This is a genomic window from Methylobacterium sp. 22177 (assembly GCF_052045615.1).
Taxonomy (GTDB): domain Bacteria; phylum Pseudomonadota; class Alphaproteobacteria; order Rhizobiales; family Beijerinckiaceae; genus Methylobacterium; species Methylobacterium radiotolerans.
Genome location: NZ_JBQEPK010000047.1, coordinates 20,967 through 36,296, shown reverse-complemented (window position 1 = coordinate 36,296; position 15,330 = coordinate 20,967). Strand labels below are relative to the sequence as shown.

Here is a 15,330-nt window from a genome sequence, read left to right as displayed (position 1 = left end):
GGATCGCGTCCTGCAGCGTGACCGGCGCCGTCGCCTCGACGAGGTGGGCGCGGCGCAGGCCGGTCTCGGCGAGGCGGCCGAGCCACTCGTTGTCGTAGTGCCACTTCGAGGCCGGGCTGATCGCGCCGACCTGCGCGAAGGTGGCCCGCCGCATCAGCCAGCCCGACGGCGTCGCGAAGTCGTTGATCCGGACCACCTCGCCGGCCTCGTCCACCTCGAGCTGCGTCGAGGAGACGAAATCGAAGCTGTCCAGGGCTCGGACGGCGACGCCCAGATAGGGCGGCAGCCAGCGATCGTCGTCCTCGAGGAAGCCGACGAGGTCCCAGCTGTCGTCGACGGCGCCGATGGCCGCGTTCAGCGCGGGGATCTGCCCCTTGCGCGCGCCGCGCGCGAAGGTGACCTGCGGGTGCGCGGCGAGCCGCGCCGGGATCTCGGTCTCCGGATCGGTCCCGACGAAGAAGTGGATCGTCGCCGGCCGGTCGAGCTCCTGGGCGTTGGCGCTCTCGATCGCGTGTTCCAGGAAGTACTGACCGGCCTTTCCGACCAGGGTCGAGGGCTTGAGCCGCGACGGCGTGATGATCGCGATGCGCATGGTCAAGATTCGACACTCTCACGGACACTGATCGGCGCGTGGTTCCCCCGGGCCGGCGCCTCGGCAATCATCGCCGCGCGTCGACCGGGGGAAACGTCGAGAAATCGAGCCGTGAAGTGTGCGTGCCTGTCAAGATTTGGGCGAATGATCTGAGATGATTTCGAATAATGATCACGAAATTGCCGAGACGGTGTCTAGGCCGATATCTATCATCGATTGAAGGATGGGTCGTAATTTTCAGAAGGATCCGGAACTCGACCATCTGCGCGAAGCGGATTGAACCATTGTTGCCGCCATGCCACCCTCGATCGAGGAAGCGCGCCATTCCGGGCGGTGCCGCCCATCCTGGCCGGGCGGCACCGGCGCGTGGCCCAGGAAACCTTTGGGCCGCTCGCGGCTTGGATCAGCGCCTTGGATCAGCGCCTTGGACCGGTGCCTCGGATCGGCGCACCGGGCCGGGTTGAGGGAGACCGTTCAGCGCATGGCCAGCCTCAGCGTCGCGATCGCGTTCGGCGTCCGCCTGCTCCTCGTGCTGCTGTTCCTGCCGTTCAGCGCCCTCGACAAGATCCTGAACTTCAGGGGTGCGGTCGGGCAGGCGCGGCAGGCCGTGCACGCCACCGCGCCCGCGGTGGCGCTGATCGTGATCGGGCTCTGCGTCGAGATCGGGATGTCGCTCTGCATCCTGACCGGGACCGCCGACCGGGCCGCCGCCTTCGTGCTCGCCGGCTATTGCGGGGTGACGGCGCTGCTGTGGAAGCAGTTCTGGGTGCCGGGGGATTTCTGGGCCGGGGGCAAGGGCCGCGAGCTGTTCTGGGACTTCCTGAAGAACTTCGCGCTGGCGGGCGGCTTCCTGCTCATCACCTTCGGCACGGGCGCCGGGACGGTCCAGGACTTCCTCGCCGACCCGCTCGGATCGACCCATCCCTACGCGATCGCCGACCGGGCCCGGCCGTAGCGAGGCCCGGCGCGGCGGGGCCCTCAGCCCTTCGGCACGGTGGCTTCCATGGACGGGCGGCGCTCGAACTCCACGTACCAGGCGGCGACCGCCGGGCGGCCCTCCCGCCACGCGAGATCGGGGAAGCGCAGATCCAGGTAGCCGAGCGCGCAGCCCAGCGCGACCGTGCCGATATCCAGCGCCGGCATCCCGCCGACCAGGCTCTCGAAGCGGTCCAGCGCCGCGCGGATCTTGCCGACCTGACCGGCCTCCCAGGCGTCCCAGCGCTGGGATTCGGGGCGCAGCACCCGCTCGTAGCGGGTGAGCAGCGCCGCATCGAGCAGGCCGTCGGCGAGCGCCTGCCGGGTCAGCGCGTCCCAGCGGGCGGCCCCCTCGGGGAACAGGTGCGGCCCGGACGAGAGGCCGTCGAGGTACTCGCAGATCACCCGGCTGTCGTAGAGGGCGGTACCGTCCTCCAGCACAAGGGCGGGGATCTTGCCCAGCGGGTTGTGGGCGGCGACCTCCGCGGAGGGGCCCGTCGGCGAGGCCCCCGCGACGGTGACGGCGATCCGGTCGATCAGTCCCGTCTCGTGGGCGAGGACCAGCACCTTGCGGGCATAGGGGGAGGCGGGGGAGTAGAGGAGCTTCATCGGACCGTCCCGGTTGGTCTTAGGCGCCGTGATCGCGGCGTCGGGACCTTGCACCGATGCCGCGGGGAATCCAGTCCCCGGCGCCCCGCCGGAGGCTCAGACCTTCCGGGTCATCCGGGCGCCGGCATGGACCACCCGGCTCCGGCTCCGGCTCGGGCTCGGGCGTCGCGTCCGCATCCGCGCGCGCCAGACGAGGATGGCGCTCGCCACCCGATCGAGGGCGAGCATGCACAGGCTGCCGACGATGGCGAGCACGCAGGCGGCCCCGATCAGGACGCCCCAGATCCCGGGGGCCGGGATGATCATCAGGCACAGGAGACCGAAGACGGCCGCGCCAGGAATCCACTTCGCCATCGCGCCGTCCGCCGGAACAAGAAGGGTGTCGCTCGTGCACACCCTGCACCGAGACCCTTAAGAGTGTTGGTTCGACTGGTGTGTCAGCGAATAATTTCACCTTTAAAGGATACGTATCTGTCGATCTAGGTTTATTTGCGGTAAATACGGCGATGAATATAGGCGGTGATTGCCGTCCCGCGGCCGGATCCTAATCCGCCAGCGACAAGGTCCGGCCGGCGCTGACCAGATGGTAGAAGCGGCCGTCGAACATCTGCATCACCGCCTCGGTGGCGGCGTGCGATTCCGGTCGGATCGGCGAGGCGAGGCAGGCGTCCAGGGCCGCCTGATCGGGGAAGTCCATCTCCAGGATCATGGCGATCGGCCGCGCGTCGTCGTCCTTGGAGACGAGGCGCTGGACCCGCACGGCGGTGACGCCCGGGAACCGCCGCCAGAACGGCTCGAGCTCGTCCCGGACCCGGCGGAAGAACTCCTCCTCCCGGCCGTCGCGCACCGTGCCCTCGTAGATCGCGGTCCTGGTCAGCATCGGCCGTCCTCCGGAATTCCCCGTCCAACCGCCGGATCAACCGCCGGCGGCCGGGATCGCTCCCGCGGTGACTCCGCGGTGACTCCGCGGTGACTCCGCGGTGACTCCGCGGTGACTCCGCGGTGACTCCGGGGTGACCCGGCGGCGACCCGGCGGTGACAACGCGCACCGGCTGTCGGCGGAATCGGCCGCCGGCGGGGCGGGCGGGCTTCTCCCCCGCGGCCGATCGGCGTATCCGGGACCGGCCCATCGTGACGATGCGGGAGAGACCGGGATCTTCCCAGCAGAGGGGACCCGGCGCCGACGGAGCAACCGCCCCGGAAACTCTCAGGCACCGGAACCGTGTCGTCAGGGCGATCTGGAGAGCGGTGCAGCGGGCGAGCCCGTGGGCACCCGCCGAAGGGGACGTCCGCGAAAAGCCTCGCCAGGGCCGGTCGCGGATCAAGCTCTCAGGCACCGGGACAGATGGGGCGCGCAACCGGCCGACCGCTCGCGGGCGGCCTCCACGCGTCCAGTCCCGGAGTCCAAGCCCATGACCCACATCGCCGTGATCGGCGCCGGCATCACCGGCGTGACGACCGCCTACGCGCTCGCCCAGCGCGGCTACCGCGTCACCGTCCTCGACCGGCAGCGCTACGCCGCCATGGAGACCTCCTTCGCCAATGGCGGCCAGCTCTCGGCCTGCAACGCCGAGGTCTGGAACAAGCTCTCCACGGTGATGCAGGGCCTGCGCTGGATGACGCGGCGCGACGCGCCGCTGCTGATGAATCCCAAGCTCTCCTGGCACAAGCTGTCCTGGATGGCCGAATTCGTCCGCGAGATCGCCCATTACCGGGAGAACACCGTGGAGACGGTGCGGCTGGCCCTGAAGGCCCGGGAGGCGCTGTTCGCCATGGCCGAGGCCGAGGGGATCGACTTCGACCTGAAGACCCGCGGCATCCTGCACTTCTACCGGGACCGGGCGAGCTTCGAGAAGGCCACCGCCGTCAACGCCCTGCTGCGGGAGGGGGGCCTCGAGCGCTACGCCGTGACCCCGGAGGAGATCCGCGCCATCGAGCCGACGCTGGCCGGGCGCTATCACGGCGGCTTCTTCACGCCCTCCGACGCCACCGGCGACATTCACAAATTCACCCGCGGCCTCGCGGCCGCCTGCGCGCGCAGGGGCGTCCGCTTCGTCCAGGACGCCAGCGTCGAGACGATCGCGCCGGGGGAGGGGGGCTACGCGGTTCGCTGGCGTGACGCGGGCCAGCCGGCCGGCGACGCGCGGGTCCTGCGGGCCGACGCGGTGGTGATCTGCGCGGGCTGCGCCAGCCGGCACTTCGCGGCGATGCTCGGCGACCGGGTCAACGTCTACCCGGTGAAGGGCTACTCGATCACCGTGAACCTGCTGACGCCGGAGGCCCAGAAGGCGGCGCCCGAGGTGAGCATCCTCGACGAGGCGGCCAAGATCGTCACGAGCCGGCTCGGCGACGAGCGCCTGCGGGTCGCCGGCACGGCGGAGTTCAACGGCTTCAACCGCGACATCCGCCACGACCGGATCCAGCCCCTGGTCGACTGGACCCGGGAGCAGTTCCCCCTGGTCGACACCGACCGGGTGGTGGCCTGGAGCGGCCTGCGGCCGATGCTGCCGAACATGCTGCCCAAGGTCGGCCGGGGCCGCCGGCCGGGCGTGTTCTACAACACCGGGCACGGCCATCTCGGCTGGACCCTCTCGGGCGCCACCGCCGAGCTCGTCGCCGGGGCGATCGCCGCCGAGCACGCCCCGGAGCCGACGGTTCTGCCGCTCGCGGCCTGACCCGGGTTTTTAGGGGGCCCGAGGCCCTTCGGCGGGTTGTCGGGGCGGAGCCCCGACGCGCAGCACGGCGCGCTGTCCCATCCCCGAACTGGGGGGCGCGCCGTCGCAGATTATTTTGTATTCTCTTTTCCGAACCACCCCGGAAACCGAGCCGCGATGCCTCAGTCCGCCGCCTATCTCGACCCCGCCACCGGGGCGACCTACCCGATCGAGACGCCGCGCTGGCGCTCGGAGACGGGCGGTCCGCTGATGATCACCGACCTGCCGGGGATCGGGCGCGGCGAGATCGACACGGGCCAGCGCTCCCTCTGGCGCTACGCCGCCGCCTTGCCGGTGGCGGTGGCCGACCCGGTCACGCTCGGGGAGGGCTGCACGCCGTTTGTGCGCCGGCCCTGGCGGGGCGGCCACGCGCATTTCAAGCTCGAATGGTTCGCGCCCTCGGGCAGCTTCAAGGACCGGGGCGCCTCCGTGATGCTGTCGATCCTGCGCCAGCAGGGGATCGATGCGGTGCTGGAGGATTCCTCCGGCAATGGCGGGGCCGCGGTGGCGACCTACGCCGCGGCGGCCGGGATGCGGGCCAAGATCCTGGTCCCGGCCTCGACCTCGCCGGCCAAGACCGTGCAGATGCGCGCCGTCGGCGCGGAGGTCGAGCTGATCCCCGGCACCCGCCAGGACACCGCCGACGCGGCCGTCGCCCAGGCGGACTCGATCTTCTACGCCAGCCACAACTGGCAGGCCCACTTCCTCCAGGGCACCAAGACGCTGGCCTACGAGCTGTGGGAGGATCTGGGTTTCGCCGCGCCCGACCATGTCATCATCCCCTGCGGCGCGGGCAGCAACATCCTCGGCTGCGACATCGGCTTCTCGGAGCTGCTGCGCCGGGGCGCGATCGCCCGTCTGCCGCGGCTCCACGCGGTCCAGCCGGCCCACTGCGCGCCCCTGCACGCGGGCTTCGAGGCCGGCGCGGCGGATTTCGTGCCGGTCACCCCGCGCCCGACGCTGGCCGAGGGCGCCTCGATCGCCCAGCCGGTCCGCGGCCGGGCGGTGCTGGCGGCGCTCCGCCGCTCCGGCGGCGGCACCGTGGCGGTCTCCGAGGCAGCCATCGAGGCGGCGCTGATGGAGCTCGCCCGCTCGGGCCTCTACGTCGAGCCGACCTGCGCCATGGCGGCGGCGGCGCTCACCGATCTCACCGCGCGCGGCGCGATCCGGCCCGAGGACACCACCGTGGTGGTGCTCACCGGCACCGGCATCAAGGCGACGCCGCGCATCGCCGAGCTTCTGGGCCTCGCCCCGTAACCGGGCCCCGCCACGAGATCCGCACGCGATCAGGAGGACACACCATGCGCAACAACATCCCCGCCACCGTCGGGATGCCGGTCGAGGAGGTGGACACCCCCTGCCTGCTGGTCGACCTCGACGCCCTCGAGCGCAACGTCGACAAGCTCGGCCGCTTCATGAAGGCGCACGGCCTGCGCCACCGGGCGCACGCCAAGACCCACAAGTCGTCCGACATCACGGTCCTGCAGATCGAGCGGGGCGGCGCCTGCGGCGTCTGCTGCCAGAAGGTCAGCGAGGCCGAGGCGCTGGTGAGCGCCGGCATCCGCGACGTGCTGGTCTCCAACCAGGTGGTCGCGCCGAAGAAGATCGAGCGCCTCGCCGCGCTCGCCACCCGGGCGCGGGTGCTGGTCTGCGTCGACGACCTCGGCAACGTCGACGACCTCTCGGCGGCGGCGGTCAAGTACGGCGTCACCCTCGAATGCCTCGTGGAGATCGACGTCGGCGCCGGCCGCTGCGGCGTCGCGCCGGGCGAGCCCGCCGTGGCGATCGCGCAGAAGATCGCGGCGGCGCCGGGCCTGAGCTTCGCGGGCCTGCAGGCCTACCAGGGCAAGGCCCAGCACGTGCGCGACTACGGCGAGCGCAAGGCCCTGATCCAGACGGCGATCGATGAGACGAAGCGCACCGTCGACCTGCTGAAGGGAGTGGGCCTCGACTGCGCCATCGTGGCGGGGGCCGGCACCGGCAGCTTCGCCATGGAGGGCGGCAGCGGCGTCTACAACGAGCTGCAATGCGGCTCCTACGTCTTCATGGACGCGGACTACCAGCGGGTGAAGGACGCCGAGGGCCGGCCGATCGCGGAGTTCGAGAACAGCCTGTTCATCTACACGGCGATCATGAGCAAGGCGAAGGCGGACGTCGCCATCTGCGATGCCGGCCTCAAGGCGCAGAGTATCGACAGCGGCCTGCCGGTGGTGTTCGGCCGGGACGACGTGGAGTACATCAAGTGCTCGGACGAGCACGGGGTGATCAGCGATCCCGGCAACGTGCTGACGCTCAACGAGCGCCTGAAGCTGATCCCCGGCCATTGCGACCCGACGGTCAACGTCTACGACTGGTATGTCGGCGTGCGGAACGGCCGCGTCGAGGCGATCTGGCCGGTCACCGCACGCGGCATGACCCTGTAGGGGATTCCGAGGGGCCGAGGCCCTTCGGCGGGGTTGTCGGGGCGGCGCCCCGACATCGGGCTCCGCCCGAGGGCAGGGCTCTGCCCTGCACCCGCGAAAGGTCTCGGACCTTTCGAAACCATGATTCTGGAGGTCCGTGAACCCATGCGCTTCATCTCGGAGGAGGAATCGGCCTCGTTGGTCGATCACGCCATGGCGTTCGACGCCGCCCGCGAGGCGCTGATCGCCGCGGTGGCGCCGGGTACCACCCTGTTCCCGGCGGTGCTCGGCCACGGCTCGGAGCCGGCCAACCGGTTCTCGATCAAGTCGGGCTCGACGGTCGACTATGCCGGCCTGAAGGTCGGCTCGTTCTGGCCCGGCAACCCGGACCGGGGCCTGCCGCGGCACAATTCGGTGATCCTGCTGTTCGACCAGGCTGTCGGCCGGGTCGACACGGTGATCGAGGCGGGCCGCGTCAACGCCTACCGGACCGCCGCTGCCGATGCCGTGGCGGCGAGCGTGCTGGCCAGGCCGGATTCCGCGGTGCTGGCGGTGTTCGGGGCCGGCAACCAGGCCGAGTTCGAGTGCGCGGCGCTCGCCCGGATCCTCCCGATCCGGACGGTGCTGGTGGTCGCCCGGGACGCCGCCAAGGTCGCGGGGCTCAGTGAGCGCCTGGCGGGGCAGGGGGCCTCCGGGCTCGACGTGCGGGCGGCCTCTGCCCAGGAGGCCTGCGCGGCTGCCGACGTGATCGTCACGGCGACGCCCGCCCGCGCGCCGCTGTTCGAGGCCGGCTGGGTCCGCCCCGGCACGCATGTCGCCGCCATGGGGGCGGACGCGAAGGGCAAGCAGGAGCTGCCCCCCGCCCTGCTGGAGCGGGCGGCCCTGTTCTGCGACCTGCCGGAGCAGTCGCGCACCATCGGCGAGTTCCAGCACGCCTCCGCGCAGGCTCAAGGCGGCCTCACGGCGCTGGGCGACGTGCTGCGGCGCGGGGAGGGGGGCCGGACGGACCGGGACCAGATCACCGTGTTCGATTCCTCCGGCATCGCCCTGCAGGACCTGACCATCGCCCGGGCGATCCTCGCCAAAGCCGACGCGCGCTTGTAGGGGAGGCCGGCGCCGGCCCTCCCCGCCCCGGCGGAGGACGGCATGCAGGACAGGCAGATCCGGGTCATCGGCATCGGCACGGGCGATCCCGAGCACCTGACCCTCCAGGCGGTGCGGGCGCTCGCCGACGTCGACGCGGTGTTCGTCCTCGACAAGCGCGCCGAGACCGCCGACCTCGTCGAGATCCGCCGCCGGATCTGCGCGGCCCATATCCGAAAACCCCACCGGGTCGTCACCGTCGAGGACCCGCCCCGGGAGCGCCGCCCGGCCGATTACGGGCGCACCGTCGAGGCCTGGCACGCGGCCCGGGCCGAGCGGCTGGAGGCGGCCTTCGCGGCCCATCTCGGGCCCGGGGAGGTGGGGGCGATCCTGGCCTGGGGGGACCCGGCCCTCTACGACAGCGTCCTGCGCATCCTCGACCACATCCTGGCCCGCGGACGCGTGCCGTTCCGGCGCCGCGTCGTGCCCGGTCTGTCCAGCGTGCAGGTCCTCGCTGCCCGCCACGGCGTGCCGCTGAACGGCATCGGCGGGTCGGTGCTGATCACCACCGGCCGCCGCCTCGCCGCGGGGTGGCCGGCGGAGGCGGAGAGCGTCGTGGTGATGCTCGACGGCGACCCGTCCTTCGCGCATCTCGACCCGGACCTGACGATCCACTGGGGCGCCTATCTCGGCAGCCCGGACGAGATCCTGATCTCCGGCCGGTTGGGCGACGCGGGCGCCGAGATCCGCCGGGTCCGCGCCGAGGCCCGGGCCCGGCACGGCTGGATCATGGACATCTACCTGCTGCGCCGTGACCGCGCCGCCACGGACAGGGCCGGCGCGGCCGGCTAGACCGCCGCCATGCTGCGCCTGCGGGACTACCAGCGCGCCAGCCTCGACGCGCTCTCGGCCGCCTGGGCGCGGGGAGGGGCGGACGACGCGGCGCCCGGCCACCTGATCGTCCTGCCCACCGGGGCCGGCAAGGCGCTCGTGATCGCGGCCCTCGCCCGGGAGACCCTGGACGAGAATCCCCTCGCCCGGGTGGCGATCGTCACCCACAGCCGCGAGCTGGTCGCCCAGAATTTCTCCGAGCTGACCCGGTCCTGGCCGGGGGCGCCGGCCGGCATCTTCTCGGCCGGGCTCCGGCGGCGGGAGGCCGGGGCGCAGGTGCTGGTCTGCGGCATCCAGTCGGTGGCCGACCGGCTCGACGCGATCGGTCCGCGCGACCTCGTGATCGTCGACGAGGCCCACCTGATCCCCCGCGCCGCCGACACCCGCTACGGCCGCTTCCTGGCGGGCCTGCGCGCGCGGACCCCCGGGCTGCGTGTGGCGGGCTTCACCGCCACGCCCTACCGGCTCGATTCGGGCCGCCTCGACGAAGGCGAGCACCGGCTCTTCTCCGGCATCGCCTACGAGGCCGACACGTTCACGCTGATCCGGCGCGGCTTCCTGGCGCCCCTCGTCTCCAAGGCGACGCTCACCCAGCTCGACGTCTCGGGCGTCGGCCGGCGCGGGGGCGACTACATCCCGGGCGAGCTGGAGGCGGCGGTCAACCGCGACTGGATCACCCGCGCGGCGGTCGCGGAGCTCGCGGAGTACGGGCGCGCCCGCCGGGCCTGGCTCGCCTTCTGCGCCGGCCTCGCCCACGCGGAGGCCGTGCGCGACGCGGTGCGGGCGGAAGGGTATTCCTGCGAGAGCGTCTCGGGCGAGACGCCCCGCCGGGAGCGCGACCGCATCGTCGCGGCGTTCCGGGCCGGGCAGATCCGCTGCCTGACCTCGGTGGGCGTGCTCGGGACCGGCTTCAACGTGCCCGAGGTCGATCTGGTGGCGCTGCTGCGCCCGACCCGCAGCACCGGCCTCTACGTGCAGCAGGTCGGCCGGGCGCTGCGCTGCGCGCCCGGAAAGGCCGACGCGCTGATCCTGGACTATGCCGGTCTGGTGCGGATGCACGGGCCCGTCGACGCCGTGACGGTCCGGAGCGCCACACAGGGATTGGGCGGGGCAGGGGCCTCGCGCGCCAAGCCCTGCCCCGGCTGCGGCGCCCTGATCGCGCTGAACGCCTCCACCTGCGAGGCGTGCTGGACCGAGCCGGAGGCGGACCCGGACGCCGAGGCGCCGCACGAGGCCGCCGCCGACGACGAGCTGGCGATCCTCTCGGCGGATCCCGGGCTGCCCGGTCCCGAGCCGGCGGGCCCTGCCCCGGCGGCGGAGGCCGGCTGGCAGGAGGCCGCGTGGCATCCAGTCACGGCCCTGAAGCTGGAGGCCGCGCCCGACGGGCTCGACCTCGTCCTCGGCTGGCGGGACGGCCCCGCCGAGGCGGCGTGGCGCGTCCGCCTGCGGCCCGAGCGCAGCGGCTACGAGCGGGATAAGGCGGTGTCCTGGTGGCGCGGCCTCGGCGGCGGCCGGGACGCGCCGATGAGCGCCGCGGAATTCTTGGAGCGCGCCGCGCTCCTGGCCCGGCCGGCATCGATCCGGATCCGGACCGGCCGTCTGTCGGAGCATATCGACTGCCGGACGCGGGACGGCCGGATCCTCGGCGACGTCCGCCGCACGGCCGGGCGCGCCGCGTGAGGGCGCGCGGGCGGCACGCCGCGCCGCGGGGAGGGGGCTCGGACCGCCCTCGCCCGATCCGGAAGCCGCCCGGCCGGACGGGACCCGACGCCGGGGCCGCACCGCCCGGATCGGAGGCGGCGCGAGGCGGGATCCCATCTGGGCGCGCCGGCCGGCGGAGCGACCGCCCCTCACCCGACCTGGGACGCCCTTTGCATTCCATAATATATCTTATGCGAACAACGGGGAGAGGTTCGTGGGATCGGATCGTCCCGTGTCCCGGCGTCGCCGCCCGAAGGCCTCCCGACGGCGGCACGGGGCTGGATGCGACTGGATGCGGCTGGATGAAGGCCGCTGATCGGGCGGGAGGTCGAGGCCACGGGGATGGGAGGCCGCGCGCCGCCGCCGGACACGCTCGGCTCCGACCCGGGCCGCCGCGCGCCCGTCGTCGCGCGCGGCGAGGCGCGGTCGCAACGGGCGCGATGACGAAGCGGCTGACGGGCGCCGACACCGGCGCTCCCGGGCAGGGCGGTCGGGTCAGGGGGGCGGAGGCCCCTCCCCGCGACGGGTGGACCGGGACGACGTCCGGCCGATCGCCGCGGCGCTGACCCGGCTCGCCCGGCGTCGCTCGCGGCGGCGGCTGGAGCGGCGGTCCGGCTCTCCGGGCGTGACCGCCCGCGACCCCGGCGGCGGCGATCTCCGGCGCGCCCGCGCGGGTCCCGTCCGCGCGGGCGAGGGCCCCTGCGCGCTGGCCCGGGGCTCACCGGCCCCCTGCCCTGCCTGACGGCTCCCGGGCCGGATGAGCGACCCGACAGGGTCGCCGCAGGCAGGCGGTGCGCGCCGCGTCAGCGCATCACCGACACGCTGGTCAGCCAGAGCCGGCAGAGCCTCGGCCAGAGGGCGACCGGCGCCTCCGACCGGCCGATCCCGAAACCGTGGCCGCCGACCGCGAAGCGGTGGTACTCGACCGGCACGCCCGCCGCGCGGCAGGCCGCGTCCAGGATGCGGCTGTGCTCCGGGCTGATGACCGGGTCGTCGTCCGCCTGCACGAGGAACAGCGTCGGGCAGCCGGACCGGATATGGGTCTGGAGCGACCAGTCCCGGCTCGCCTCCGGGCTCGGGGCCTCGCCGACCAGGGAGCGCCGGGTGGTCGTGCGGTCGTGGGGCGGCTCCAGGCTCACCACGGGGTAGATCAGCGTCGCGAAATCGGGCCGCGCCGACAGGTCGTCGGCCGCGTCCACGGGTTCGTAGGCCCGGAACGCGGAGCGCGCGGCGATCAGGCCGCCGAGGTGGCCGCCGGCGGAGAAGCCGAGCACGCCGACGCGGGCCGGGTCGATCCGGAAGCGCCCGGAAGCGGCGCGGATCAGGCGCAGGGCCCGCTGCCCGTCCTGGAGCGGCGCCAGGGGGCCCGCCGCCCAGCCCTCGCCCGGCAGGCGGTAGGTGAGCACGAAGGCCGTGATGCCCTGCGCGGCGAGCCAGAGCGCGGCGGGGAGCGCCTCCTTGACTATCCCGATCCGCGCGTAGCCGCCGCCGCCGGCGACGAGGACCGCCACGCCGGTCGGCGTCTCCGGGGCGTACACCTCCAGGACCGGCACGGCGACGTTCTTCACGGCGCCGCTGTCGTCGCGGACCGGCGGACCCTGCGGACCGCCGCCGCCCGGCGGCTGCCCCGGCCAGAGCGGGATCCGCTCCGGCGCCCCGACGGCGTCGGCGCCCCGCGTCGACAGGAGCGCCGACCCCGCGGCCAGGGTGAGGAGCAGAGAGCGGCGGTCGGGCACGGAACCGGGCATGGGCTCCCTCGCGACGGGCGCTGTCCCGTGCGGCCCGGTAGGCAAGACCGCCGTGCCGGATCGGTTCCCGGTCGGGTGCCGGTCCGGGGTCTACAGGACCCGCGGCAGCAGCCGGCCGAGGAGATCCCGGCCCGGGAACCGGGCCGGCGGCATCCGCAGCTCCGGCGCCGGCTCATCGCCGGGGATCGGCCCCTCGGCGAAGCGGGCCCCGGCGGACCAGAACCCGTCCCGCCGCGTGCCGATCATGCCGAGCCCGACGGGCTCCCGCGCCGCGTCGGGGCGCAGCCGTCCCGCCGCCCAGACGCGCTGCCAGCACCGGCGCCGCGACAGGTCGGCGTCCCGCCAGCCGAGCCGCGCGTAGCCGGCCGCCGCGAAGACCCGGTCCCCGGCGAAGTCCTCCGGGATCCACACCCAGCTCGAGAACACGTGGACCGTGTCGGCGCGGAAGCCGGCCGGATCCACCGCCCGCGTGTAGGCGCTCAAGGCCGTCGCCCGGTGCCGGCCGACATGCCGGCGCAGGCGTCCCGGCAGCGCCAGCGCCTCCGGGAAGGCGGCGGCGTCGAGGCGGGTCGGCGCCGCGCCGCGCTCCAGCGCGTAGGCGCTGTCCACGAGGTGCATCCAGGGTTCGAGATCGACCTCCCAGGCCTGCTCCACCGGCGCGAACCGGCGGACCTGTCCCGCGATCAGCCGGTCGGCGACGCGCCGGGCCGGTTCGGGAACCCAGTCCGGTCCGGCCTCGGTCACGCGCAGCAGCGTCGAGGGCCCGTGCGCCCGGACCGCCTCGACCAGGCGGGCGAAGTCGGCCTCGGTCTCGTCGCGGCCGACCTTGCGCACCAGGATCTTCGAGCCGTCCGCGAGTTCGTCGAGCAGCTTGCGCTTGAGATGGGCCAGCCGGCCGTATTCCCGCTCCAGCAGCACCTCCGGCTCGATCGAGCCGGCCGGGTGCCCGGTATTCGCCCAGATGTTGTAGGCGACGCTGTGGCAGTAATAGGTGCCGCCGGAACTCACGGAGAGCCGCAGGTCGCCCGGCACGCCGAAATCCGCGAAGCCGCAGCGCAGGCCGCGGATCAGGTCCTCCATGGGCGTGTAGGAGAAGCGCAGCAGGCCGGAGGGCTCGACCCCGCCGTAGCGCTGCACGAACCCGAACTCGCAATTGTCGCCGAGGCTCCGAAAGGCGTGGAGCCGTTCGGCGAGGAGCGCCGCCGTCGTCCTGTCTCCGGTCACTGCATCCGCTCTGTCTCGCCGAACCCGTCGCGCCCAGATCGCGGCGGGGCAGGGCCTCTGTCCAGTCCCCGCCCGGTCGGGGAGCACGCCGCGCTCAGCCGGCCGGGGGCATCTCCAGGGGCACCTCCAGGCGGAAGCAGGTGCCCTTCTCCCGGGCCGGAATCGTCAGGCTGCCGCCGAGCTGGCGCGTGAGGCTGCCGACCACCCGCATCCCGAGGCTCCTCGAGTTACGCCCGATCTCGAATCCCGCCGGCAGGCCGATCCCGTCGTCGGCCACCTCGACCACGAGCCCCTCGGGCCGGCGCTCGGCGCGGACCCGGATCTCGCCGCCTGCCGGGTGCGTCTCGGGGGGGTAGGCGTATTTGAGCGCGTTGGTGACGAGTTCGTTGACCAGCAGGCCGATGGGGATCGCCCGATCGGCCGAGATCCGCTGCGGGCAGGCCGCGCAGGCGAGCCGCTGGCCCGGCACGCCGCTGGCGAGGTTGGCCACGAGCTTCTCGAGGAAGGGCGCGAGGTCGAGCTCGCCCGGCACCCCCTCCCCCTCCCCCTCCGCCTTGTCACCCTGCCGCCAGAGCTGGTCGTGGACGCCCGCGATCGCCTCGACGCGGCTGCGCGCGTCCGCCAGGGCCGTCTGCACGGCCGGGTCCTCGGCGGCCCGGGCCTGCAGGGCGAGGAGGCTCGCCACGATGGCGAGGCTGTTCTTGACCCGGTGGCTCATCTCGCGGGCGAGCAGGTCCTGCCGGGCGAGGGCGGCCCGCAGCAGGCTCTCGGTCCGCTGGCGCTCGATGGCGCCCCCGAGCAGGTTGGCGAAGCCCTGCATGAAGGCGATGTCGGCCTCCGCGAACATGCCCTCGCGGGTGTCGTCCACCTCCAGCACCCCGAAGGCGCCGTCCCGGTTCTCGATCAGCACGTTGATCGCCCGGCGAATGCCGTGCTCGGCCATGAGCTGCGGCGTGCGGAACCGGGTCTCGTCGGCGAGGTGGTTGGAGATCACCGGCCGGCCGGTCTTGAGGGCGAAGCCCGCGGGGGAGGCGAGGTCCGCCCCGATCCGGGCCTTCCCGATCACGTCGGGTCCCCAGCCGACGCCGGCCCGGACCAGCAGGGTGTCGGCGCCGCGCTGATATTCCAGGGCCTTGCAGAACTCCGCGCCCATGCCCTGCGCGCACAGTTCCGCGGCCCGCTGCAGCAGGTGATCGACATCGGTGCCGCGCAGAGCCTCGACGCCGAACTCGGACAGGATCGCCTGCTGGCGCAGGCGATAGTCGAGATCGGGCGGCGCGGGCGCGGGGCGCGTCTCGGGGCTCGGTTCCACTTCGGTCTGATCGGTGTGCTGGGTCATGGAGAGCGGCAGATTAGCAGCAAGCCGGGCCCGGCGCGAAGCGGCGCCGCTC

General features: G+C 73.4%; 14 protein-coding genes and 2 riboswitches. Of the genes, 7 read left to right on the top strand and 7 right to left on the bottom strand.

Features of this window, described 5'->3' with window-relative positions:
• Positions 1-592, bottom strand: a 592-nt coding sequence (locus tag ACTJK8_RS27435) for a glycosyltransferase family 2 protein (RefSeq protein WP_440762838.1), incomplete at its 3' end; no start/stop codon positions are given.
• A 481-nt stretch (positions 593-1,073) separates the two neighbouring features.
• Here ACTJK8_RS27435 and ACTJK8_RS27430 point away from each other — a divergent pair.
• A complete protein-coding gene (locus ACTJK8_RS27430) occupies positions 1,074-1,547 on the top strand; it encodes a DoxX family membrane protein (RefSeq protein WP_012318529.1) in 474 nt (157 codons plus the stop codon).
• A gap of 23 nt (positions 1,548-1,570) precedes the next feature.
• Here the strand turns inward: ACTJK8_RS27430 and ACTJK8_RS27425 are convergent, their stop codons facing one another.
• The 3 genes from ACTJK8_RS27425 to ACTJK8_RS27415 form a co-directional block, all read right to left on the bottom strand.
• Entirely contained in the window at positions 1,571-2,176 is a 606-nt protein-coding gene (locus ACTJK8_RS27425) for a glutathione S-transferase (protein WP_058608316.1), read from the bottom strand.
• Between the two features lie 96 nt (positions 2,177-2,272).
• On the bottom strand, positions 2,273-2,530 hold the full coding sequence (locus tag ACTJK8_RS27420; RefSeq protein WP_440762837.1) for a hypothetical protein: 258 nt from the start codon (positions 2,528-2,530) through the stop codon (positions 2,273-2,275).
• A 190-nt stretch (positions 2,531-2,720) separates the two neighbouring features.
• Positions 2,721-3,056 carry an ethyl tert-butyl ether degradation protein gene (locus ACTJK8_RS27415; protein ID WP_012318526.1) on the bottom strand — a complete coding sequence of 112 codons (336 nt, stop codon included), beginning with the start codon at positions 3,054-3,056 and terminating at the stop codon, positions 2,721-2,723.
• A gap of 250 nt (positions 3,057-3,306) precedes the next feature.
• A riboswitch (glycine riboswitch) is annotated at positions 3,307-3,409 on the top strand.
• A gap of 3 nt (positions 3,410-3,412) precedes the next feature.
• Positions 3,413-3,523, top strand: a riboswitch (glycine riboswitch).
• 65 nt (positions 3,524-3,588) lie between these two features.
• Here ACTJK8_RS27415 and ACTJK8_RS27410 point away from each other — a divergent pair.
• The 6 genes from ACTJK8_RS27410 (at position 3,589) to ACTJK8_RS27385 (ending at position 10,946) form a co-directional block, all read left to right on the top strand.
• Positions 3,589-4,851, top strand: a complete 1,263-nt coding sequence (locus ACTJK8_RS27410; RefSeq protein ID WP_012318525.1) for a D-amino acid dehydrogenase — start codon at positions 3,589-3,591, stop codon at positions 4,849-4,851.
• Between the two features lie 156 nt (positions 4,852-5,007).
• Positions 5,008-6,147, top strand: coding sequence for a pyridoxal-phosphate dependent enzyme (locus tag ACTJK8_RS27405; RefSeq protein WP_440762836.1), 1,140 nt, complete (start codon positions 5,008-5,010; stop codon positions 6,145-6,147).
• A gap of 44 nt (positions 6,148-6,191) precedes the next feature.
• The gene (locus ACTJK8_RS27400) at positions 6,192-7,313 is read left to right on the top strand and encodes a DSD1 family PLP-dependent enzyme (protein ID WP_012318523.1); all 1,122 of its coding nucleotides are present in this window, start codon (positions 6,192-6,194) and stop codon (positions 7,311-7,313) included.
• 144 nt (positions 7,314-7,457) lie between these two features.
• Positions 7,458-8,396 (top strand): ornithine cyclodeaminase family protein, encoded by a 939-nt coding sequence (locus ACTJK8_RS27395; protein WP_053622101.1) that lies wholly within the window; start codon positions 7,458-7,460, stop codon positions 8,394-8,396.
• 42 nt (positions 8,397-8,438) lie between these two features.
• The gene (gene cobF, locus ACTJK8_RS27390; protein WP_012318521.1) at positions 8,439-9,227 is read left to right on the top strand and encodes a precorrin-6A synthase (deacetylating); all 789 of its coding nucleotides are present in this window, start codon (positions 8,439-8,441) and stop codon (positions 9,225-9,227) included.
• A 9-nt stretch (positions 9,228-9,236) separates the two neighbouring features.
• Complete coding sequence (locus ACTJK8_RS27385; protein WP_012318520.1) at positions 9,237-10,946, top strand: DEAD/DEAH box helicase; 1,710 nt, start codon at positions 9,237-9,239, stop codon at positions 10,944-10,946.
• An 824-nt stretch (positions 10,947-11,770) separates the two neighbouring features.
• Here the strand turns inward: ACTJK8_RS27385 and ACTJK8_RS27380 are convergent.
• From ACTJK8_RS27380 to ACTJK8_RS27370, 3 genes are all read right to left on the bottom strand, one after another.
• Positions 11,771-12,715, bottom strand: a complete 945-nt coding sequence (locus ACTJK8_RS27380) for an alpha/beta hydrolase (protein ID WP_012318519.1) — start codon at positions 12,713-12,715, stop codon at positions 11,771-11,773.
• A gap of 90 nt (positions 12,716-12,805) precedes the next feature.
• Positions 12,806-13,939 (bottom strand): hypothetical protein, encoded by a 1,134-nt coding sequence (locus ACTJK8_RS27375; RefSeq protein ID WP_024830483.1) that lies wholly within the window; start codon positions 13,937-13,939, stop codon positions 12,806-12,808.
• Positions 13,940-14,033: 94 nt separating this feature from the next.
• Positions 14,034-15,278: a sensor histidine kinase gene (locus tag ACTJK8_RS27370; RefSeq protein ID WP_012318517.1), complete on the bottom strand. Its 1,245-nt coding sequence runs from the start codon at positions 15,276-15,278 to the stop codon at positions 14,034-14,036.
• Positions 15,279-15,330: the final 52 nt, after the last annotated feature.

What these genes read in the sequence shown, in the direction of transcription:
- ACTJK8_RS27430 (WP_012318529.1), top strand. Translation starts at nt 1,074, where the DNA reads ATGGCCAGCCTCAGCGTCGCGATCGCGTTCGGCGTCCGCCTGCTCCTC.
- ACTJK8_RS27425 (WP_058608316.1), bottom strand. Translation starts at nt 2,176, where the DNA reads ATGAAGCTCCTCTACTCCCCCGCCTCCCCCTATGCCCGCAAGGTGCTG.
- ACTJK8_RS27420 (WP_440762837.1), bottom strand. Translation starts at nt 2,530, where the DNA reads ATGGCGAAGTGGATTCCTGGCGCGGCCGTCTTCGGTCTCCTGTGCCTG.
- ACTJK8_RS27415 (WP_012318526.1), bottom strand. Translation starts at nt 3,056, where the DNA reads ATGCTGACCAGGACCGCGATCTACGAGGGCACGGTGCGCGACGGCCGG.
- ACTJK8_RS27410 (WP_012318525.1), top strand. Translation starts at nt 3,589, where the DNA reads ATGACCCACATCGCCGTGATCGGCGCCGGCATCACCGGCGTGACGACC.
- ACTJK8_RS27405 (WP_440762836.1), top strand. Translation starts at nt 5,008, where the DNA reads ATGCCTCAGTCCGCCGCCTATCTCGACCCCGCCACCGGGGCGACCTAC.
- ACTJK8_RS27400 (WP_012318523.1), top strand. Translation starts at nt 6,192, where the DNA reads ATGCGCAACAACATCCCCGCCACCGTCGGGATGCCGGTCGAGGAGGTG.
- ACTJK8_RS27395 (WP_053622101.1), top strand. Translation starts at nt 7,458, where the DNA reads ATGCGCTTCATCTCGGAGGAGGAATCGGCCTCGTTGGTCGATCACGCC.
- cobF (WP_012318521.1), top strand. Translation starts at nt 8,439, where the DNA reads ATGCAGGACAGGCAGATCCGGGTCATCGGCATCGGCACGGGCGATCCC.
- ACTJK8_RS27385 (WP_012318520.1), top strand. Translation starts at nt 9,237, where the DNA reads ATGCTGCGCCTGCGGGACTACCAGCGCGCCAGCCTCGACGCGCTCTCG.
- ACTJK8_RS27380 (WP_012318519.1), bottom strand. Translation starts at nt 12,715, where the DNA reads ATGCCCGGTTCCGTGCCCGACCGCCGCTCTCTGCTCCTCACCCTGGCC.
- ACTJK8_RS27370 (WP_012318517.1), bottom strand. Translation starts at nt 15,278, where the DNA reads ATGACCCAGCACACCGATCAGACCGAAGTGGAACCGAGCCCCGAGACG.